16 protein-coding genes and 1 pseudogene are annotated in these 21,385 nt (G+C 63.1%); 2 read left to right on the top strand and 15 right to left on the bottom strand.

Going from position 1 to position 21,385, the window contains the following annotated elements; all coding sequences use genetic code 11:
• Window positions 1-645 precede the first annotated feature (645 nt).
• The 6 genes from HWX03_RS31210 to HWX03_RS31235 form a co-directional block, all read right to left on the bottom strand.
• Entirely contained in the window at window positions 646-1,347 is a 702-nt protein-coding gene (locus tag HWX03_RS31210) for an ABC transporter ATP-binding protein (RefSeq protein ID WP_175873897.1), read from the bottom strand.
• A complete protein-coding gene (gene livG / locus HWX03_RS31215; protein WP_174430254.1) occupies window positions 1,347-2,120 on the bottom strand; it encodes a high-affinity branched-chain amino acid ABC transporter ATP-binding protein LivG in 774 nt (257 codons plus the stop codon). The genes HWX03_RS31210 and livG overlap by 1 nt, the downstream gene beginning before the upstream one ends.
• A complete protein-coding gene (locus HWX03_RS31220) occupies window positions 2,117-3,388 on the bottom strand; it encodes a high-affinity branched-chain amino acid ABC transporter permease LivM (RefSeq protein WP_175873898.1) in 1,272 nt (423 codons plus the stop codon). The genes livG and HWX03_RS31220 overlap by 4 nt, the downstream gene beginning before the upstream one ends.
• 11 nt (window positions 3,389-3,399) lie before the next feature.
• A complete protein-coding gene (gene livH, locus HWX03_RS31225; protein WP_175873899.1) occupies window positions 3,400-4,326 on the bottom strand; it encodes a high-affinity branched-chain amino acid ABC transporter permease LivH in 927 nt (308 codons plus the stop codon).
• 183 nt (window positions 4,327-4,509) lie between these two features.
• A complete protein-coding gene (locus HWX03_RS31230; protein ID WP_175873900.1) occupies window positions 4,510-5,628 on the bottom strand; it encodes a branched-chain amino acid ABC transporter substrate-binding protein in 1,119 nt (372 codons plus the stop codon).
• Window positions 5,629-6,053: 425 nt separating this feature from the next.
• Complete coding sequence (locus HWX03_RS31235; RefSeq protein WP_175873901.1) at window positions 6,054-6,443, bottom strand: hypothetical protein; 390 nt, start codon at window positions 6,441-6,443, stop codon at window positions 6,054-6,056.
• Here HWX03_RS31235 and HWX03_RS31240 point away from each other — a divergent pair.
• Window positions 6,415-7,065 (top strand): hypothetical protein, encoded by a 651-nt coding sequence (locus tag HWX03_RS31240; protein ID WP_175873902.1) that lies wholly within the window; start codon window positions 6,415-6,417, stop codon window positions 7,063-7,065. The two genes, HWX03_RS31235 and HWX03_RS31240, sit on opposite strands and share 29 nt — an antisense overlap.
• Before the next feature lie 223 nt (window positions 7,066-7,288).
• On the opposite strand, the gene HWX03_RS31245 is transcribed toward HWX03_RS31240, so the two are convergent.
• Window positions 7,289-7,735, bottom strand: a complete 447-nt coding sequence (locus tag HWX03_RS31245; RefSeq protein WP_175873903.1) for a hypothetical protein — start codon at window positions 7,733-7,735, stop codon at window positions 7,289-7,291.
• A 554-nt stretch (window positions 7,736-8,289) separates the two neighbouring features.
• On the opposite strand from HWX03_RS31245, the pseudogene HWX03_RS37105 reads away from it, so the two are divergent.
• Window positions 8,290-8,581 (top strand): annotated as a pseudogene (locus HWX03_RS37105) (glucarate dehydratase); the annotation flags it as partial.
• Window positions 8,582-8,791: 210 nt separating this feature from the next.
• Here HWX03_RS37105 and HWX03_RS31250 read toward each other — a convergent pair.
• The 8 genes from HWX03_RS31250 to HWX03_RS31285 form a co-directional block, all read right to left on the bottom strand.
• Window positions 8,792-9,055, bottom strand: coding sequence for a hypothetical protein (locus HWX03_RS31250; RefSeq protein WP_174385288.1), 264 nt, complete (start codon window positions 9,053-9,055; stop codon window positions 8,792-8,794).
• Window positions 9,056-9,064: 9 nt separating this feature from the next.
• Window positions 9,065-13,654: a DUF6531 domain-containing protein gene (locus tag HWX03_RS31255; protein ID WP_244132827.1), complete on the bottom strand. Its 4,590-nt coding sequence runs from the start codon at window positions 13,652-13,654 to the stop codon at window positions 9,065-9,067.
• Between the two features lie 7 nt (window positions 13,655-13,661).
• Entirely contained in the window at window positions 13,662-14,084 is a 423-nt protein-coding gene (locus HWX03_RS31260) for a DcrB-related protein (protein WP_175873904.1), read from the bottom strand.
• Between the two features lie 21 nt (window positions 14,085-14,105).
• Window positions 14,106-16,226 (bottom strand): type VI secretion system tip protein TssI/VgrG, encoded by a 2,121-nt coding sequence (tssI, locus tag HWX03_RS31265; RefSeq protein ID WP_175873905.1) that lies wholly within the window; start codon window positions 16,224-16,226, stop codon window positions 14,106-14,108.
• Window positions 16,227-16,359: 133 nt separating this feature from the next.
• Window positions 16,360-18,240: a type VI secretion system baseplate subunit TssF gene (gene tssF, locus HWX03_RS31270; RefSeq protein WP_175873906.1), complete on the bottom strand. Its 1,881-nt coding sequence runs from the start codon at window positions 18,238-18,240 to the stop codon at window positions 16,360-16,362.
• Between the two features lie 279 nt (window positions 18,241-18,519).
• Window positions 18,520-19,029 carry an OmpA family protein gene (locus tag HWX03_RS31275; protein WP_175873907.1) on the bottom strand — a complete coding sequence of 170 codons (510 nt, stop codon included), beginning with the start codon at window positions 19,027-19,029 and terminating at the stop codon, window positions 18,520-18,522.
• 86 nt (window positions 19,030-19,115) lie between these two features.
• Window positions 19,116-20,384: a diguanylate cyclase gene (locus HWX03_RS31280; RefSeq protein WP_175873908.1), complete on the bottom strand. Its 1,269-nt coding sequence runs from the start codon at window positions 20,382-20,384 to the stop codon at window positions 19,116-19,118.
• On the bottom strand, window positions 20,381-21,088 hold the full coding sequence (locus tag HWX03_RS31285) for a YfiR family protein (RefSeq protein ID WP_175873909.1): 708 nt from the start codon (window positions 21,086-21,088) through the stop codon (window positions 20,381-20,383). The genes HWX03_RS31280 and HWX03_RS31285 overlap by 4 nt, the downstream gene beginning before the upstream one ends.
• Window positions 21,089-21,385 lie beyond the last annotated feature (297 nt).

A 21,385-nucleotide genomic window follows, 5' to 3' on the forward strand; every position in this document is an offset into this window, starting at 1 on the left:
ACGGTCGGCCGGCGAGCCGGCGCGACACGTGTCGAGCATCGGAGCAGAACGATTTCGTGCGGAAGCAATCGGGCAGCGCCTCGCTTCAGGAAACTCCCCGTTCGTCTGCCGATACGGGCGGGCCGCTCCCCCAAGAGCGGCTCGACGTCGACGGTGCCGGCAGCGTGCGACCGTCGAGCGACATGCCGAAGCCCTGACGCGAGCGAGGTGGGTCGGCCGGCTTCGTGTCCGGCCCCGTACGATCATTTCGCTCGATTGGAAGTCTATTGCGCCGTCGGCGCGCGTAAATCGGACAGAAGCCCCGCGACGTCGTAGGACGGGTCGCGAGCCCCGGTCGCATCCGCGATTTGGATAGGCTTACGACCGGATCGGCCATGCTGGCGCGTCGCTGTCTGGTGATGGCCCGGCCGGCTCGTCATCGTGCGAAAGCCGTTTGCATGCAAAGCCTGGCTACGAGATATCGCCTTGCCGAATGCGCGTGTCGGTCCGGATCGGCAAGTGAATGTAGCCGATTCGGCTACGATCGAAGCTGAATCGGCTACACGCCGCCTGCAAACCTGTGGTCCAAAGCGTCACAAGACGAAGACCACGCCAATCAGATCAGCACCGCCGCCGGCCCGTTGCAGGCCGGCGGCTTCCCGTCGATCAACCGCCGAGATACGCCTGCTTGATGCGGTCGTTCGCGAGCAGGTTCGCGCCCGTGTCGGCCAGCACCACGCGCCCCGTTTCGAGCACGTAGCCGCGATCGGCCACACCGAGCGCCTTGTTCGCGTTCTGCTCGACCAGGAACACCGTGACGCCTTCGTCGCGGATCGTCCGGATGATGTCGAAGATCTGCGCGATCACGAGCGGCGCGAGGCCGAGCGTCGGCTCGTCGAGCAGCAGCAGACGCGGCTTGCTCATCAGCGCGCGGCCGATCGCCAGCATCTGCTGCTCGCCGCCCGACATCGTGCCGGCCCGCTGCGCCGCGCGTTCCTTCAGGCGCGGAAACAGCTTGAACACGTGCTCGATGCCGTCGTCGATCTCGTGACGGCTCGCGAAGAAGCCGCCCATCTTCAGGTTCTCGAGCACCGTCAAACTCGGGAACACGCGCCGCCCTTCCGGCGAAATCGCCATCCCCTGCCGCATGATCTGGTGCGTCGACATCGCGGTGATGTCGTTGCCCTCGAACAGCACGCGGCCCGACGACGCGCGCGGCGCGCCGCATACCGTCATCATCAACGTCGTCTTGCCGGCGCCGTTGCTGCCGATCAGCGTGACGATCTCGCCCTTCTTCACCTCGATCGACACGCCCGCGAGCGCTTCGACCGCGCCGTAGTGCGTATGGATCTGTTCCAGCTTCAGCATCACTCTTCCCCCAGATACGCCTTGATCACGCGCGGGTCGTTGCGGACCGCTTCCGGCGTGCCGATCACGATCGGCCGGCCATGCTCCATCACGAGGATGCGGTCGGACACGCCCATCACGAGGCTCATGTCGTGTTCGATCAGCAGCACCGATACGCCGAATTCACGGCGCAGCTTGTCGATCAGGTGCTGCAGCTCGATCTTTTCCTGCGGGTTGAGGCCGGCGGCCGGCTCGTCGAGCATCAAGAGGCGCGGCTCGGTGATCATGCAGCGCGCGATCTCCAGACGCCGCTGGTGCCCGTACGACAGCGTGCCGGCCGGACGGTTGGCGACCGACGTCAGCCCCATCCGGTCGAGCCATACGGCCGCGCGTTCGAGCGCTTCCTTCTCGGCGTGACGATACGCGGGCGTCGCGAACAGGCCGTGCAACAGCCCCGCCTTCACCTTGCGATGCTGCGCGACGAGCAGGTTTTCGACGACGGTCAGCGACTTGAACAGGCGGATGTTCTGGAACGTCCGCACGAGGCCCTTCAACGCGATCTTGTGGCTCGGCAGCCCCGCGATCGCATGGCCGTCGAGCACGACGTCGCCGCCGGTCGGCTTGTAGAAGCCGCCGACGCAGTTGAACACCGTGGTCTTGCCCGCGCCGTTCGGCCCGATGATCGCGAACACCTCGTCGCGGCGCACGTCGAAATCGATGCCGTCCACCGCGAGCAACCCGCCGAAGCGCATCTGCAGCCCGGCGACCTTCAACAGTTCTGCATGTGCGCTCATTGCGGCAGCTCCACGTGGGGACGGCTCGCGGGCAGCAGGCCCTGCGGACGCCACATCATCATCAACACCATCACCAGACCGAAGATCAGCATCCGGTACTCGGCGAAGCCGCGCGCGACTTCCGGCAGCACGGTCAGCAGGATCGCCGCGAGAATCACGCCGAGCTGCGAGCCCATCCCGCCGAGCACGACGATCGCGAGGATCAGCGCCGATTCGATGAAGGTGAACGATTCAGGATTCACGAGGCCCTGACGCGCGGCGAAGAACGCGCCGCCGATCCCCGCGAACGCCGCGCCGAGCGTGAACGCCGACAGCTTGATGCGCGTCGGGTTCAGGCCGAGCGAACGGCACGCGATCTCGTCGTCGCGCAGCGCTTCCCACGCGCGGCCCATCGGCATGCGGATCAGGCGGCTCGTCACGAACAGCGTGAAGCCGACCAGCACCAGCGCGATCAGGTACAGGAAGATCACCATGTGCTCGCCGCTGTATTCCAGCCCGATCAGCTCATGGAAGGTCTTCGCGCCTTCGACGCTCGCCGAGCGCGCCATCTCGAAGCCGAACACCGTCGGCTTCGGAATGCTCGAGATGCCGTCCGGGCCGCCGGTGAGGCTCGTCAGGTTGTTCGCGAGCAGGCGGATGATTTCACCGAAGCCGAGCGTGACGATCGCCAGATAGTCGCCGCGCAGGCGCAGCACCGGGAAGCCGAGCAGGAAGCCGAACGTCGCCGCGGCGATCGCCGCGATCGGCAGGCATTCCCAGAACGACAGCCCGAAATACTGGTTCAGCATCGCGTACGTATAGCCGCCGACCGCGTAGAACCCGACATAGCCGAGATCCAGCAGCCCCGCGAAACCGACGACGATGTTCAACCCGAGGCCCAGGATCACGTAGATCAGCGCGAGCGTCGCGACGTCCACCGCGCCGCGCGAGCCGAAGAACGGCCACACGAGGCCGACCGCAAGCAGCACCCAGATGATCACGCGCTGCTGCCGTGCGCCCATCGCGGGCGCCGCCGGCAGCTTCACGGCCGCTTTTGCGCGCATCAGCCACGGCTTGAACAACTGGAACAGGAACACGCCCGCGACCGCGATCCACACCGGCCGCCAGTGCGGCGTCAGCACCACCTGATAGCCGTCGAGCTTCAGTTGCAGCCCGAGCACCGGAATCGTGAGGATCGCCGTCAGGATCGCGGCGGCCACCGCATTCTTCAGCGCCTGGCCGATCGAAGCGTCGGCGGCCGGGCGGCGAATGGAAATGACTTGACTCATCTGCGTCTCCCTCAAACCTTTTCGATGTCCGACTTGCCGAGCAGGCCGGTCGGGCGGAAGAGCAGGATCAGCACGAGCAGGCCGAACGCGACCACGTCCTTGTACTCGGCCGGCATGTAGCCCGCGGCGAAGGTTTCGGCCAGGCCCAGCAGCACGCCGCCGAGCATCGCGCCCGGAATGCTGCCGATCCCGCCGAGCACCGCGGCGGTAAACGCCTTGATGCCTGCGACGAAGCCGATATACGGATTCAGCTTGCCGATCGTCAGCCCGATCAGCACGCCGCCGACGGCCGCCAGCATCGCGCCGAGCACGAACGTGAACGAGATCACGCGGTTCGTGTCGATGCCGAGCAGGTTCGCCATCTTCATGTCTTCGGCGCACGCGCGGCACGCACGGCCCATCCGCGAATGCGAGATGAACAGCGTGAGCGCGATCATCAGCACCAGCGTCACGCAGACGATCAACAGGCGCGCATACGGAATCGTCACGTCGAAGTCGCCGCCGAGATGGATCTCGAATGCGCCGGAGATCAGCACGGGCACGGACACGTCGCGCGCGCCCTGGCCGATCTGCACGTAGTTCTGCAGGAAGATCGACATGCCGATCGCAGAGATCAGCGGCACGAGGCGCGGGCCGCCGCGCAGCGGGCGATACGCGACGCGCTCGACCGCGAAGCCGTACAGGCCGGTGACGATCACCGACACGATCAGCGCGGCGCCGAGCACGAGCGGCAGCGGATAGCCGGCGGAGATGCCGATGGCCGTGAGGGTCACGAGGCCCACGTACGCGCCGATCATGTAGATCTCGCCGTGGGCGAAGTTGATCATGCCGATGATGCCGTAGACCATCGAATAGCCGATGGCGATCAACGCATAGATCGCACCCAGCGTCAGGCCGTTGACCAGCTGCTGGGCGAATTGAGGAAGGAAGTCAGTCATGTGCGGGAAGCTCCCGTTGGCGCTGGGTCGCGTGCCGTCGCCGGATCACGGCGGTCGGCCGCGCGCAACGCACGGTGTCGTCTCGGGCCGCCCTTTGGCGCGCACGGGTCAGAGGCGCGACCAATACGCACGCGCCCCGTCCGGGTCTCGGACAGGGCGGGTGCGCGGGCGGATACTTCGTTGTTACTTGGCGGCGGTCTTCGTCGCGTCCTTGTGCCACGTGTAGACGACGAACTTGAACGCCTTCAGGTCGCCCTGTGCGTCATACGCGACCTTGCCGATCGGCGTGTCGAACGTCGTCTTGTGCATGTACGCGGCGACCTTCGTCGGGTCGGTCGTCTTCGCTCCCGCGATCGAGTCGGCGATGATCTTCACCGCTGCGTACGCCGGCATCTGGAACGCGCCGTTCGGATCGCGCTTCTTGTCCGCGAACGCCTTCACGAGCGCCGCGTTGGCCGGATCGGCCGAGAAGTCGGCCGGCAGCGTGACCAGCATGCCTTCCGAAGCCGGGCCGGCGATCGCCGTCACGTCCTTGTTGCCCACGCCTTCAGGCCCCATGAACGTTGCCTTCACGCCCTGCTCGCGCGCCTGGCGCATCAGCAGGCCCATTTCCGGGTGGTAGCCGCCGAAGTAGACGAAATCGACGCCTTGCGACTTCAGCTTCGTGATGATCGCCGAGTAGTCCGAATCGCCGGCGTTGACGCCTTCGAACAGCACGACCGGGATCTTCGCGGCTTCGAGGTCCTTCTTCACCGACGACGCGATGCCCTGGCCGTACGACTGCTTGTCGTGCAGGACCGCGACCTTCTTCGGCTTCACGTTGTTGATGATGTAGTGCGCGGCGGCCGGGCCTTGCTGGTCGTCACGGCCGATCGTGCGGAAGATGAAGTGACGCTTCTTGCCTTCCGTCAGCTGCGGGGCGGTGGCCGACGGCGTGACCATCACGATGCCTTCGTTCTCGTAGATGTCCGATGCCGGAATCGTCGAACCCGAGCACACGTGGCCGATCACGTACTTGATCTTCTGACTGACGATCTTGTTGGCGACGGCGACGGCCTGCTTCGGTTCGCACGCGTCGTCCATCAGCACGACTTCGAACTTGTTGCCGCCCGCACCGCCTGCCGCGTTGATCTGTTCGATCGCGGTCAGCGCGCCGGCCTTCACCATGTCGCCGTATTGGGCGACCGAGCCGCTCATCGGACCAGCGATGGCGATCTTCACGGTTTCCGCTTGCGCGGCGGCGGCGCCGGCGGCGAACAGCACGGCGGCGACGGAAATGGACGTAAGACGGGACAGCGTCATCTGGGAGCTCCTCGATGTTGTTTAGTCATACGGGCAAAGGCGGCATGACTTGCGCAATCGAACAGCACCCGGGGCGAGGACATGGGACACGCCCGAGACACATAGAAGACGGAACTCCAGCGGAATGTTGCGTAGCGGGGCCCGGCTCTTGCAGTCCCCGAAGGGGACGTCTGGTTCGGAAAGACATCGTGATGCGTCTTGCATTGCGCAAGCGTTTCGCCTGCCCCGCTTGCCAAATTGCTGGTTCGGAGGGATGGTCCGACAGCTATTGGCAAGGCAGCCGAAATTATATGAGCGTTTTTCAATCGTCTGTCAAAAATGCCTGTCGACTGAGGGAAAACACGTAGGTTTTTGAGAGGGGTGGGTGGCGATGGGGGCGCAACCTTTGGGAGGCGGGGACGTTTGTTTTGGGTGCAATCGGGTTGCTATTCGGCGAGGGGATCGGGGCGGGTTCCTTGCTGGGCTTGGTGTTCGGCGATGGGGGGAATCTCCGTGGCGCATTTTTTTGGGCCGCTGAAGGCCCGGTCGCCGGAAATCAATCGACTGATGATTGTGGGAGCACGCACCAGGACGGGGCGCTCGGCGAGGCGGTAAATTCTTCTGTTTATCGCCAAAACTAAACAATTTGAAAGCTTTTTGATATTTCCATGAAATAATACGAATTCGCTTCTGCAATCCAGCCAGCCTCCCTGCAAGTCGCGCCCGCCGCGCCTCGCAGTCGCTTCAGGGCCGCCTCGACGCCCGCTCGTCGCCCAGCCGCCAGCCAGTGATCTGCCGTTTTGTTCAATGCACATCACCTGCTTCGGATCACCCATGAATTGCCCCGTCCGCTTGTCTTCCGCCGCCGCGATTGCGTGCGCGCTTTCTGTTTCTGCTTCCCATGCTTCGGGACGCGATACGCTGACCGATCGAGCGGCCGGCGCCAACGTGTTTCGCTCGGAGCGGCGTGCTGCTGCCCGGGATGACGGACATGCGGCGCGGATGAGCCGTCGACGGGTGCAGTTCGCTGCGCCTGACGAACGGAGCCCGTTCGATACGCCGGATACGCGGCCGTTGCGGGTGACAAGCGACGCGCTGGTGGCATCGCCGCCTTCTTTTAAACACGAACCCGATTTTGTCTTGGCCCCGAACCGCGTCGCGCTTGGCGCGGGCGGGAGCGATAGTTTGGGTCGTGCAGTGCCCGGGTATGAGCAGCGCGAGCAGAACTGGAATGAATACCTGCGCGCGAACGGCTCTCGGCCGGCTGGAAGTGGCGGCTCGTATGCGCCCCAGCGGCCGTACGATGCGCCGCGCGGCCCGCACGGGGCGCCGAATCCGTTCGATCCGTCGGTGCCGCAGCCGGAGACGCGGACGTTCTACGACAACGGATCGGGGACGAAGTGCACGGCTACTGGTGGCGCGGGGACGTCGCGGTCGTCTTGCGATATCGCTTGGTGATGTGCGGTTTTGGGCGGCTGCCGCTTACGGCTGCTCTACCCTGTCCGGCGCGCTGCGCGACGTCGCGCAGCGCGGCCGCATCTCGCGGCGTTGCGCTTACAGCTGCGTGATGATCAGCCTGCCCGGCTCAATCTCGATCCTCGCCTTGCGGCCCGGAACAAAACACGCATCGTTGATCAAAGTGATACATCACTCGCGAGCACCATCGTTCGCCAATAAATTTCTAAATAATTCTATTCCATGAGCCGTTCTCCATCCTCTCTGGCTCAATGAATACCCAAATTGAATGGCACCGAGCGCAGCAATAGTACATTGCGGAACCCGCTGCCTCTAATCCGTCGAAATCAAAAGGAGGCGAACTCACTTCCACTAGGACTTCGCTGCTAACGGCAGCATCTCGACGTTGTGAATATTGCTGATATTCCAGGCGCGATACGAACTGTTTGGGCGAACCAACCCCAAAACAGCACTCGCACGCCGGAAGCAATTGCGCGATCACTCCATTGCTCTGCGCCTCGCCTCCCCGTTTAAGCTTAAGCAATTGACCTCGTGTAATTTTGGCTTCGATACGCGTGCCTTCGTGATCTAACCATGCGCGCAATTGCTGCAAATTAATATCTCGATCACGATAACGATAACGACAGAGCATTCTCAGAATATCTTCACCCATACCTGCGCGATACATCTCTCCAATTTACATCAAACGGCAAAGATTCGGCTGGGTGCTGCCTATTCATATTCAATCTGAAGCTTGAAAAATCAGCAGCGCCTTCGACCCGGATGACATTATGTTAAGATCAACCTTTCTGATTACGGATTTATCGTTGACCAATTCAAAAAAAATCACCGAAATTTATTTTTCAAATCCGGAAAATTTTCTCCAGCCACCAACTCCATCGCAGCATTTTTTCTACGCTTACTCATTCAGCCACTTTAGCGGAACAATATTATCAAGCTCTTTTCGAGCATCCGGAAAGTGCTCTTTGGCCTGCTCGAACGTAAGGAAATACGGAGATCGGGCTTCCGCAACAATCTCTAGAAATTGACCACAATTCTTGCATCGGTACAACTCTGCGTGCCGGGAGATATTTATACCTAAATATTCATAGTTAGAGCTCGTTCCACCAAAATTGCGACACTTTTCACACGACATCGGAATCTCCTAATTGGGGTTCAGCTTCCATCGTAGTGATAGAGCCAAATACCGCACTCCGGCGTCACGACCTTTACAAGCATGCGGCCGCGGCGGCGCCCGGCACGATCCCCGCGATCGATACGCACTGGATCTGGCAGGAAGGCGATGCGCGGCGCACGCGCGAGCCGCTCGAGCGCGTCGGCCGGCAGGCGGCGGTACCGAAGCGACCGGGCTCGGGATCGAGCGCGACATGGCGCACTGCGCATGCGCCGTATCGGGAAGTCGGCGGCACGGCGCGCGATGATGCTGTCGCGATGCGCTATCTGGTCGATGCGGGGGTGGACGTACGATCCGAAGCGGCCAAGTTTCGGGCGGGGGTGATGTTGGTTGCCGCCGGCCTCACGCGAAAACGGCACCGGCTGGCGCGGATCGTTTCTTTTGGCGCGCCGCCCCGGCCAGTTCGACAGTCGAGACGATGGTGAAACACTTCGTGCCGAACCGCTCCGCGCTATCGGTATTCGCCGATTTCGACAATGCCGCCGATCGACTCGATGAGCTTGCGAGTCACTTCCGATATCGACTTCGGTCCTATTAAGATGGCGTCCCGCGATTTGCCCCAGGCTTGATAAGCAGACTATCGTCCGCAAGTCGATTCCTGCACTTATTCGCAAAATCATTGGCCAGCGCCTTGTTTTCGGAAAATTCCTTCGCCTGAGATTCGGTTATTTCGTAATACTCCTCGTAATCCACCATGCCATTGCTGACGGGAATCGACAAGTAGTACCTACCCGAGTCCAGCTCAACCCCTACCGAATACCTATCTTCCTTCGAAAAAAAAATATCCTTGAATTTCATGCTCACACCTTAATTTATATCAACTGGAGTTACCACATATTGCGACGGAGATATGTTGCCCGCATCTATCACTGCCTCCAAGTTTCCGGTCGGCAGTTTGCCACCAGGAATCCAAAACTCGTTGGCACCGGCCTCGTTTCCGGACGGCATGCGGAGGTTCAACTCCCTCGGATTAGGTATGTCGATTCGATACAGTTGATTAGAGGAAAGAAAATCTGGGGATAGCCCCAATGCCTTTTCCATTGCCCCAGCATCTCCATTTGCCGACTTGAGCAATTGATCAGCCTCCGCTTTTGTCATTACAAATGATGTGCCGTCGCGCTGACCAATACCATATTTTTCGAAATTTGATTTTGTCATGTATCGCGCGGCCCCGTTGTCAAACTGGGCCAGATGGCTTTGAATATATGAGTCATGCAAATATTCACTTGGCAGAGGACGCTTTTCCTTAGGAATCGCCAGAATATCCTTTTCCGTATATCCGTCCTTATATCTCGGATCGGCGGAGCAACACCCCGCCAGTCCCAGCGGATCAATCCATCCATCAGGTTTATGTACGTAACCCTGAGTTCTCAAGCCCCCCATCAAACCGATTGGATCCGGGGAAAGATACGACCCTGACTCCGGATCATAGTACCGATTGAAGTTGTAGCTCAGCCCAGTCTCGTCATCCGCCCACTGACCGGGGAAGCGCAGCGTCGTATCGATCGGTGTGTTGTGCGCATCATTCGCAGCTCGCTTGGCCGGCAGTAGTTTCCCCCACACGGAGTACGCGGCCTTCCACACCGGCCTGCCATGTTCGTCGAACACCGCCTTCGGCAAGCCAATCTGATCTGTCAGAACCGGATACAGCCCGTCGTCGGTCTCCTGCGCCAGCGGCGAAAAGCTGCCCGGCTCGATATGCCACGTCACCGCCTGCCCGGTCGTGCCGTCTCGCTGCTCGACCCACCGCTCTGCCAGTGTCGTACCGTCCCACAGAAATTTCACGGTTTCGCGGCCGCCGAGCTGGAGCTTCTCGATCCGGCGATTGAAAGCATCGTAGCGATAGAGCCAAACACCGCGCTCGGGCGTCACGACCTTTACGAGCCGGTTGAGGCCATCCCACGTGTATTGCCACGTTTTCGGCCGGAACCCGGGCTGTTCAACCGTCTTCTCGATCGTGCGGCCGCGTGCGTCGTACTGATAGCGTGCGTAGCCAACCCGTTCCGGCAGACCTCCGCGGCCATAGTGGTGAGCATCTACGGGCGCCTGCTGCCCGTGCGCAGCAATGTTCATCGCCGCGTCGTAGCGGAAGTGCTCGGTCGGCTGAAGCAGACTTTCTGCGGAGACGATCTGGCCGCGCGTATCGCGCCGATACGTGAGCGTATCTATGTCGGTGTCGACTCGTTCCAGTTGTCCGGCTGCGTCGTAGTGATAGACCTGCCGCGTCAATTGCGCGAGCGCACGGGCCGGATCGGCTTGCAAGGCATCGAAGGCTACGGCAGGCCCCGCGATCTGCCGGCGTATGCGGCCGAGCGCATCATACTGTTGCTGCGCGACAAAATCTCCCGCCTCTCGGCCGATCTCGCGCCCCAACCCATCACGCCGGATCGTCAGTTCCCCGACTTGCGTCAAAGCCCCCGATACATCGTATGCATAGGCGGTCTCGCGCCTAGGTGTCATCCGCAGGCGGCGTTGTCCATCGGCGTCGTAGATGTGGCGCAACAGTTCGCCATGCTGATCTTCTCCGATCAGGCGGCCGTTCCTGTCGTAGGCAAAGCGCGTCACATGCGAGTGTTCACCCTGGACCTCCGCCGATGCCAGTCGTCCGCCCGCATCGTAGCGGTAGGCGAGCTTCACGTCGCCGGCATCGATCTCGATGAGCCGGTCGTATGCATCGTAGGTATAGCGCCACCGGCCACCGTCGGGCAGTGTCTTCGTCAGCACGCGACCGACGGCATCGCGCTCGTATTCGGTCGTGCGGCCTCCCCAGTCGATCTCGGCCGCGAGACGCCCGGCCGCGTCGTAGCGGTACGTGTAGGTCTCGCCCAGCGCGTTGATGACCTTCGTCAACCGGGTCGCGTGGTCGTACTCAAAACGCGTTGCATGTCCGGCGGCGTCGATCGACGCCGTGAGCAGATCGAACGGGCCATAGGTTCGCTGGATCGTACGTCCGAGCGGATCGATCCACTCGACGGGCAAGCTCTCGCTGTTATAGCGTGCCCTCGACACCGAGCCATCGGGGCGCGTGACCGTGCTCAACAGGCCGCGCGGATTTTCCGGGCCGTTGGCATAGTCCAAACGAGTCATATGCCCGTCGGGCGACGTTTCCTCCAACACCCGACCCAATATGTCGACCTTGCGCCCGAAGTGCGCTCCACCCGGCAATTCGATATCGGTCAGCCGCAACCGGTCGTCGTAGTCCAGGCGCGTCTCGCGATCACCTTGAACCACTCGCAGCAGTTCGCCACGGGGCCCATAGCGATAGGTCGTTTTGTTGCCGTCCAGCTCGGTGCGAGCAATCAACCGATACAGATGGTCATACTCGAGCCTGATCCGGCCGCCATTCGGCAAGCGCGTGCCGGTAAGGCGCTGCTCGTCGTCATATTCGAAGCTAATGGCCTGCCCCGAACTCTCCGTAACCGAAGTCAGTTGGCCTCGCTCGTCGTATCGATAGTCCGTCCGTCGACCAAGCGGATCGATCCGAGCCATCAAGCGACCAAGCTCCCATTCGGAGCAAGTGCAATGGCCGAGCGGATCGGTTTCGGCCGTTACAAGACCTTCGTCGTTATAGGCGTAGATCCATTCGCCGTCGACATCGATCACGCGTGTGCGGCCGGCTTCGTAGATGAATCGGCCCGTGTGATAGCCCTGCCGTGTACCCGTCTCGACTACACGGCCGGCGGTGTCGTACCGATATCGGACATCAGTCTGGTCCGTATCGCGCCATTGGGTCATCCAGCCATGTTCGTCGTACGCGTAATGGAACCGGCCAAACTGGAAGCTCGCCACGTGGGTAAGCATGCCGTTCTGGTAGTCGTAGTCCACGAGTGTTCGGGAACCACCATCCGCATCGTGAAGAACGATCCGTTCCAGCCGTCGGTCGCGCCCGTGACAAACAATCTCGAGCCGATAGCCATCGCTATGGGCCATGCCACTCAAACGGCCAGCAATATCGTAGGAAAGAACGATCGCGTTACCGTCGAGGTCCTCGATCCGTTCGAGCCGAGATGAACGCCCGTCGACGAGCGTTGAAAAAATACGCAGTTGCCGCGTATCGCGATCGAAAATGCGCGGTTCGAGTCGGCTTCCGACCAGCCGATAACGCGGCTCGCGCAAGTTGATGCCGTTGAGCGCCATATCCGGCGCGTCAAAGCCGATCACCAGGCCAGCGCCGTCGTGGAATCTCACGAAGCGGCCACCATCGAGCGTCAATTGCTGCGACCAGTTGTCCGACCAGCGGTGACCGAGCAATCCATGATCGTCCGATCGAGTCCGATAGCGTCGTTTGAACTCAAGCGGCAGGATTCCGGGAATGGCGAGATCCGTACGGATCTCGAGCATTTCTCCGGAGACTGGATCAACCGGATCCTTGCATGTCGGCCGGTTCTCGTCCTTGATGCCCTTCTGTTCAGCGGATCGGGTGGGCTCGGGCCTGAATTGTTCACGCAACCCCTTGCCGGCAAATTTTCCGACTCCGCCTCCTACGATCCCCCCGAGCAAACCTGCGAGGAATTCCTGAGTCGCGGACAACTCCGGGTTCTTCGGACCGTAGTGCCCAGTCGTCTTGTCGATCCAGATGCTGTTGCGCCCCGAATTGACTTTGCCGCTACAGTGAGTCTCGTGGCCGATCCGCACCAGCGGCAGGCCGTTGACGAACACGGTTTTGCTGCCGTCGACGAGTGCCTGCGGCACGCCGGAATGGTGATCGCATTTCACCAGGTCCGTGACACGCGCCACCCTCTTACCTTCAAAATACACGTTGCTCGAACCGGTGACGATCTCGCCACAGTTGCTGCCCATACTTTGACTGGCCGACGCGAGCGCACTACCCAGAGTCAGGCCGCCCGCCACGCACGCCCCGACGATCAGCGCCCCGGCGAGTCCACCTGTTGCCACGGTCGCCGCCACTGCCACGCCAATCGCGACCCCCACGGCAATGCCGGCGAGAATCCCCATAAAGCCCGACGAGTGCGCGATCCGATCGCCAATGCATGCGGGGTGCGGATCGCCTCGGCCGATTGTGAGGCCCAGTGCGTCGCCAACCTGCGTGAACTCCTTTGACAGCCAGCCCGTCACGCCAACCTTGTCGAGGGCCCAAGCTCCACCGACTGCAATCGCCAGCGGCAGCATGACGGTGCCCGCCGCAATCGCGCCCGCACCCAGTGCCGCCCCGCCGGTCGCACCACCCGCCAGCGCTGTACCGGCGGCACCCAGCCCGGCGGCCGTCCCCTCAACGGCGGTCAGGCCCGCGTCGGCGCCGAGCATCCCATAGTTGAGGTGCTCGTAAAACGGCTGCTCGGCCGCTTTCGCGGCTTCACCGTCCTCCAGCTTGGCGATCTGATCGAGACGTTCCTGGGCGCTGCCGCTCGGCTCGTCGTAATTCGGCGTGTCCGACATTGCAGCCTCAGATCGGATCGCGCAACTGAAGGCTCTGAATCACAGCCCGGATTTGTTCGCGCTGTGTGTCACTCAGCGTACCGGGCGCTGTGAACGTGAGCATCAGGACGACCTGCCCGTATTCCACCATCGTCAGCCGCTGGTGAATGGGCGCCTGGTTGTTCGTCCACGTAAACTCGTGCACGTGTGCGGCGCGCCCGGATACGGTGGCATCTTCATTTGCAACCTCGGAATAATCCGGAACCTGCTTCGCCACCTTCCTGATTTCGCTTGACACATATTCGGCGAACTTCATGCCCCACGGCAGCCGCTCGCGCGTGATCACGAAACTCACACCCTCCGTGCCAGTCGCTGCCGACACAAATACGTTCATCGTTTTGTCCTGCCACTCCACGGGCAGCGCCAACGTGCCTTCCTGCATCTGGTACATGCTTTGTTATCCTTATTGGTGTTAGCCGTTCTTCGGGTTGATGTCGGTTCGAGCAGCCTGGATATTGATGTTGCTGTCATCCAGGTGGATCACCGACTCGCCCTTATAGATGTCGATCGAGTCAGCTGTCATGTGGATCCGCGTGCCGCCATCGCCGCCGATCTTGATCCAGAGTTCCTTGGCTTCCAGGGTGTGCACACCCTGCGGAGTCTGATGCAGCGTATTGCCCTGCACTACAACGTCCGACAGGTTGCCCACTGCGATAGCCGTCGTATGGTTTCCCTTGCCAACCTCGACGGTCCGGTCGCCTTTGAGAACTTGAGTCCACTGCGCGTCCTCGACAACGGTATGCATGTCCTTCTGCGCATGCATGTAGAGCATCTGCGCGCCATTGACGTCGCTCATCAGCAACTCGTTCGACCCCTGCCCCTTGTGCGTCTGGCTCTTGATCCCCATCGTCTGGCCGGCGGCGCCGTGATAGGGGTTGCCCTGCTCGCCGTTGAACACGCGGCCGACGATCACCGGGTTATCCGGATCGCCTTGATTGAACGCCACCAGCACTTCCTGCTTGATCCGCGGAATCGCGGCCGCGCCCCAGCCGTCGCCCGCCCACGGTTGCGACACGCGCACCCACATCGAATCGGAGCCGTCCTTCTTGCCGCGCCGGTCCCACGGAAAGTTCACCTTCACGGCGCTCCCGTTGGTATAGATTTCCTCGCCCTTCGGACCGACGACGATCGCCGACTGCGTGCCGTGAATCACCGGCTTCGGCGTCGCGCGCGGCGCACGGTACGGAATCTTCTTCGGCAGCAGCGAGAAGCTGTTGCGGTACGGCAGCTCCGCACTGTGCTGCGTGTAGTCGTTCACGGCCTCGTGACGCACGTGCAGGATCACGTATTCCTGGTTGTTCTCGAGCACCGGGTGATTCGCCACGTTGACGGCGCCGGCCGTCGTCATGCGCCACGCGTAACCGCCGCCGGTATAGCGATGGGCTTGCGCCTCCTCGGCCTCCATCGCGAAACGCGCATAGCGGTTGCCGTCGTCGCCGTGGTCGTACAGCGACTGGTGCTCGAACCGCTCGGTCGCATCGAGCCGCGCATGCTTGAGATTCTGCGGCCCGGCCTCCACCAGCATCAGCGGCGACGACGGGTTCTGGTGGTTGAAGTCGCGGAACGTGACCTTGCCGACGCCGAAGCGCCGGCCTTCGTGCAACTGGTCGATGCCGCTGTCTTCGCTGGCCTCGGTCGCGGCGAACGGCACGGTGGCGAGCCCGTCGATCGGGCGGAACAGCAGGTTCGTGTCGCCGATCACGAGAAAGTGCTTGTCCTTCTCGTAGCGGTGCGTCCACACGAGCCCCTCCTGCTCCATCAGCCGCGCGCAGAAGTTGTAGTAGCTCTCCTGGTACATCACGACGTACTCGAGCGGCTTCTGGCTCGTCCGGATGTCGAACACGAAATCGGCAAAACCGTGTTCCTGGAAGATCTCGGTGAGGATGTCCTGCGCGGTCTTGTTCTGGAAGATCCGGCAGTCGGTCGAGCGCGTCAGGAACCAGAACCACGGCACGGCCGTCAGGTGGTATTGCGTGACGTTCCCAGGGTTGCCGGCCCGGTCGAACGACGCGACGTAGCCGTCGAAGTAACGATCGTTGTCGCCGGTGCCCGACGCCACGACGCGTTCGAGCGTCGACAGGCGCGCCTGCTGGTCGAAGCGGATCTTGACCTGCTGGCCGATCAGGTCCTCCGGGCGCAGGTCATGGCGGTGCGACAGCAGGTCGAGGTGGATTTCCGGCAACCGGTTCACGTGCTCGTCGACGACGGCCGCGCTGACCAGCAGCACATCCGGGCCGAGCGGCGTATCGAGCGTCACATAGCGGTTGAGCTGGGTCAGGCGCGCGGGGTTGGCGGCGCCGTTGATCGCTTCGGCAATCGCGCCGGGCGTCTTGTCCATCAGCGAGAAGCCGGTCTGCGCGAGTTGCATCGCGCGCTGGACGGTGTCGACGTGCCCGGCCAGCCCCGCGAGCGGCCCGAGGCTGCCGGCCACACTCGACGCGATCGGGCCGGCGAGGCCCCCGAGCGCGCTCAGGGAGCCGAGCGCACCGCCGCCCAATCCATTGGGAATACCCCCGTTCGGAGCGAAACTCATTCTTGTTCCTTGCGTGTGATCTCAGGTTCCATCGGCCGGATCGCCGGTCCGCGGCCCCGATAATGTAGGGTAAAACCCGACCGCTTGAAAGACGTCCGCAAACGTTTTCGTTCGGGCCCTGAAAATCGAAAAACTAGACCAGCGGCTGAGTGCCCGGACGCGGCGCGCCGCGCCGAAGCGGCGCGCCGGTAGCGGCCGAAAACAACACGACCTGCACGAAGCTGGTTACCGGCACGTATGGCGCGAAAAACCGGTCCATCACGTGCGCGAATCCGCTCAGGCTGAACGCGGCGAAACGCTGTTCGTCCACGACCAGCCGCACCTCCAGCCCGTGCACGAAAGCCGATGCCGGCTTGCCGGGCAGCCAGCACCGCACGCGCGCCGTCGACAACGACACGAGCGCATCGAAGCGCCGGCCCGCGTCGACCGAGTCTTCCGCCCAGCGTGCGCAAAGCCGTCTGAGCTGGGTCAGGCCGCCCTTGTCCAGCCGGATCGCCTGCGGCACGAGGAGCGACAGCAGATCCCACAGCTCCCCATCGCGGAAAGCGGGCGGCCGGCTCGGAGTCGGCCGGTTCAGCAGCCTGACCGTTCCCGCCGGATCGCCCGCGGGCAACGCCAGTTCGCGCTCCTGCATCCCGGACAGATCGCCCTGCGTGCAGGACAGCCGGATCTCCAGCTTGCGATGGCCGGGATCGGCAGGTCGTCCGTCCCGGTCAACCAGCTCCAGTTCGACGCCGCGGAGCGCCTCGGCAGCCTCGGCCGGGGCCGGCGTCGGGGGCGTGTCCGCCTTCTTGGACCGGGAATCGACAGGTTCCCTCGGTGCCCGCCTTGCCTCGTCGCGCAACACCGTCCAGAACAACCCGGAACGCCTATCCGCGCCATGCCGCAGCGACCGGAACGGCGCCAGCGTCGACGTTCCCGAGTCGGAAACATGCCGAACGGTGTCGATCGACCAGATAGCCGTGCGCGACGCTCCCGCCTGCGCGAGCGCTCTCACCGCATAGTGGGCGCAACCGGCGCGCGTCTCGATCGGCTGGGCGTCGTCCGGAAACAGGTTGATGATCGGCGCACAAAACAACCGGACGTGATCGGCCGTTGCGGCGGCCAGGCGCTGGGCGCGGTGCGAATCCGGATGCACGCCCGCGATCGCGAGGTGGAGCGCGACGCGACGGCTGCCGCCGGCGATTCGCTTGATCGCCTGCATGTCCAGGTCGACAAAGTCGAAGCGCTCCGGCACCGCGCAATACGCCATCAGCAAGTGGAACGGCCAGAGGGCATCGTCCGGCCGCACGTCGGGCAGCGCATCGGCAGGCTCGAATCCAACGGCCGTGAACGTCGCGTCCGGCAGACGCTTCCAGCGCGTTGAATCGCCTGCTTCGGCGAAGCCTCGGCCGGCAAGAAGCAACGCGGCATCGGTGAGCGCCGCGACGATTTCCCTCGCACCGGTGAAATGCAGGCGCAATCTGTCCGGCACGATGGCGAACGTCGCCGTCGGCGCAGTGAGCTCGAACGTGAAGGTCAGCAAGCCGGTCGTTTCCGCGAGCAACGCGATGTCGCGCGGCGCGATCGACGATGTCGTGTAACGCACCGACGACACCATCAGCGGCACGATCGCGATGTCATCTGCAATACGAAATACTTCCTTGCCGATCGGCGCGATCAGCCGGTCGCCGCGAGGAACGACGCGGGGCGCAGTCAGTTCGCTGCTGCGGTCGCCATGAAATTGCGCAATCGCGCACGACGGGAACGGGCGCAGGAATGCGCCGTGCAGCGTATCGAGAAAACCGTGCGTAAACGCAGGCACATCATCTTCGAGACGAATGTCGTGACACGCCGCCATCAACGCGAACGACTGCAACAGGCGTTCGACGTGCGGATCGTCCGAATGCCCGCCGGCGATCGCCAGGCGAGCGGCTATTTTTGGAAAGCGTTGAGCAAACGTCTGCATCGAACGGCGCAGCAGCGTCATCTCGCGTTCGAAGTGCGGCAGCAGATCATTGGGTTCGATGGCCATACTCGTTCCGTCCGTCGCCGCATATGCGTACGCACGATGCAGCGTTCAAAAAGGCGGAACGATTTTATTTGGATGACCGATCGTTTCATTTCCGATGAATCGAAAATCGCCATTTTGGCGATGATGAATTCAGTCGATGGCGATCCTGAATTCCGCGAACATCAAGGCTCGCCGCTTACGAACGGCCGCTCGGACATTTTCGCGCCAATGGTGACGAACCGTTACAACAGACGGCACAGCGTGCTTGTCGGCGCCGGTAGCCACGCGCACCGCGTCGCCTCACCGCGGCGAAACCACAATCGCCGCCCGCCGATTCTGCGCCCGCCCGGCCGGTGTGCGGTTATCCCCTACCGGATCGCGCTTCCCTTTCCCGACGATCGCGATCTGCTTCGCATCGAGTCCGACGTCAACCAACTCAACCGCAACGACTTCAGCCCGCCGCCTCGACAACTCGAGATCGTAAGCAGCCTCCCCCTCCTCGTCCGAGTACCCATAAACCCGCACCCCGTTGATCCCCGCCGAACTCAACGTCCGTCCGATCCGTTCAACGATCCGCCGCACATCCGGCTTGAGGTTGTACCGGTCGAAATCGAACAGAATCGGCCCGGTCGACCCGAACTCGAATCCCTGCCCGGTCTCCTGGAACCCGGCCGACTTCAGCGCCGTAACCTGCGTCTGCGTCAGCCCGCGATGAAGCGGCGGCGCCTTGCAGCCCCCCAGCAGCATGCACAGCAGCAGCGCACTCCCGACGCACATCCGCCCCATGCTCACAGGAAACGAGTGGTTCATGTCACATCCCCTTCTATCGCGCCCGCTCCGCAAGCGCTTCTTTTAACCGCCGCTGCGGCCTCGCCCGCAGCGCGAGTCGATCAACCTCACACCGGCCCTGCAACGCTCTCCGCGAGCTGCCACGATCCCGGCCGCGCGCGCTTGGCGCGGTACATCGCGATATCCGCCGCGCGCAGCAAGCCGCTCGCGTCCGACGCGTGATCGGGATACAGCGCAACGCCGGCACTCATCATGGTGGCCACCACGCGGCCGTCGGACAACTCGATCGACGGCGCCATGCCGGACAAAATCTCGTCGGCGATCCGGCCCACGCTGCCCGCTTCAGGCAGCGCCGCCAGCATCACCGCAAATTCGTCGCCGCCCAGGCGGGCGACGAGATCGGTCTCGCGCACCCGCGTGCGCAGCCGCGACGCGATGCCGATCAGCACCGCGTCGCCGGCGTCGTGGCCGAGACAATCGTTGATCTCCTTGAAGCGGTCGCAGTCGAGATAGAGGACGGCGACCCGCTGCCCCGTCAACGTGGCCTCGCAAAGCGCAAGCGCGAGGCGCGATTCGAACTGCACGCGGTTGGGCAACCCGGTGAGCGCATCGTGCGTCGCCTTGTGTTCGAGCGACGCGTTCTCGTCGCGCAGCGTGTTCTGCCAGTCTTCGAGTTCGTCGAGCAGCGCGTTGAAGTCGTCGCCGAGCTGGTTCAGTTCGGCGATCGCCGCGGGCTCGACGCGCCGCGCGAACGCACGCTCGCGCCGCACTGCGTGCGCGACGCCCGCCAGCGCGCGCAGCGGCGAAACGATGTCGCGCAGCAGACGCTTCGAGCTGACATACGCACCGAACACGCTGACGGCGAGGCAGCCGAGAATGCCGCCGACGCCGCCGAGCAGGAAGCCGAAGAACTGGTGCCCGCGCCCGCGCACGACGACGTGGCCAACGATGATGCCGTCATGCATCACCGGGGCGGTGACCGGCCCGGGCAGCGCCACATCGGCGACGGCGCGCTCGAGCCGCGCGATCCCGTTTCGGGCCGGCAACTGCCACGTCGCGAACAGTTGTCCCTTGCTGTCGGTGACGACCACCTGCGCGACGTCCTCGTCGCCGGCGATCATCCCGATCGCCTCGTTCGCCGCGACGCGATCGCCGAACACGAGCGCGGCCTCGACCGTATAACCGAGCGAGCGCGCCAGCAGGTTCAGGTTGTTGCCGGCATACGCGCGCAACGCAATCACGGCGACGACGATCAACGACACCGCGGCCATCGTCACCGCGACGAATGCGAGGCGCAGGTGCGCGCGACGCAACACGCTTTGCAGCGTCGGGCGCCGCAGGCGCGAAGCGGAAACAGGGGGCGCGGAGCGTGTCATGGCGTCACCGGCCGTCGTGCGAGATTGAGGACGTTCGGATGCACGCGCACGCCGCTGCGCGCGACGGCATCGAGATTGATGTCGAAGGTGACGCGTTCACCCTCGACAGTGACGCAGAACATCGCGCCCGCGGTGCAGGACATATCGTGTTCGGCGATGGTCAGCACCGGGCGGCCGGACAGCGCGCTCTTCACCCGTGCTCGCTCATCGTTGCCGAGGGTGCCGAGATAGACGACGTCGCACGCCATGCCGAGCGCGGGATCGTCGAAACGGATGCGCTGCACGTCGAGCACGGTCGAGCCGGCCTGCAGCGTATCGGTCAGGCCACCCGCGTAGTCCGGCCTGCCCGTCACGCACAGATGCAGGCGGACGGGCGTCGACGGCCACCGCGTGAAGCTGATGATGCCGAGCACCACCTGACGCACGGCGGAGTCGTGTGACGAAAAGGCGGGACCCGTTGGACTAACCGGCGTGGTGGCGGCGGCAAGTTGCACCGTGTCGACCGGACGCTCCGTCACGGCAGTCGCTCCGGCGAGGACGGCAGGTGTCGCGCTCAGGACGCAAACGATTGCGGCAATCGCATGGCGGAACGTGGCGACTCGGTCGCGCCGGCCGGACGCCTTTCGCGCGGCGATTGCCGCCGCACACGCTGGCGTCGATGCGACTGCAAGATCCGCAGCCGCCACGCACACATTCGCATCCATGATGGAAACATCTGCTGCAGTCGTTCCCGGCCCTGCCTCCTGCCTGCCATGCGCGTGCAGGCACCGTATCACGCGCACGAGTCCTTCCATCTTAGGTAAAAATTCGTATCCCAAACCAGTGGGATACACCCGCGCATCATGTCGGAAACCATGCTGAATCGGCGCTGCGGCAACCAACGGCGGCCCGGTGTCGACGTGGGCAAATTGATCTGCGGATTGAACGCCGGGTCACGGCGAACTTCATACGCCTGCATCGAACGGCTCGATCCGCCATGTGTGTACGCTCCACTGCCGTAC

The sequence above is a fragment of the Burkholderia sp. BCC0397 genome, from assembly GCF_902832865.1.
Classification (GTDB): domain Bacteria; phylum Pseudomonadota; class Gammaproteobacteria; order Burkholderiales; family Burkholderiaceae; genus Burkholderia.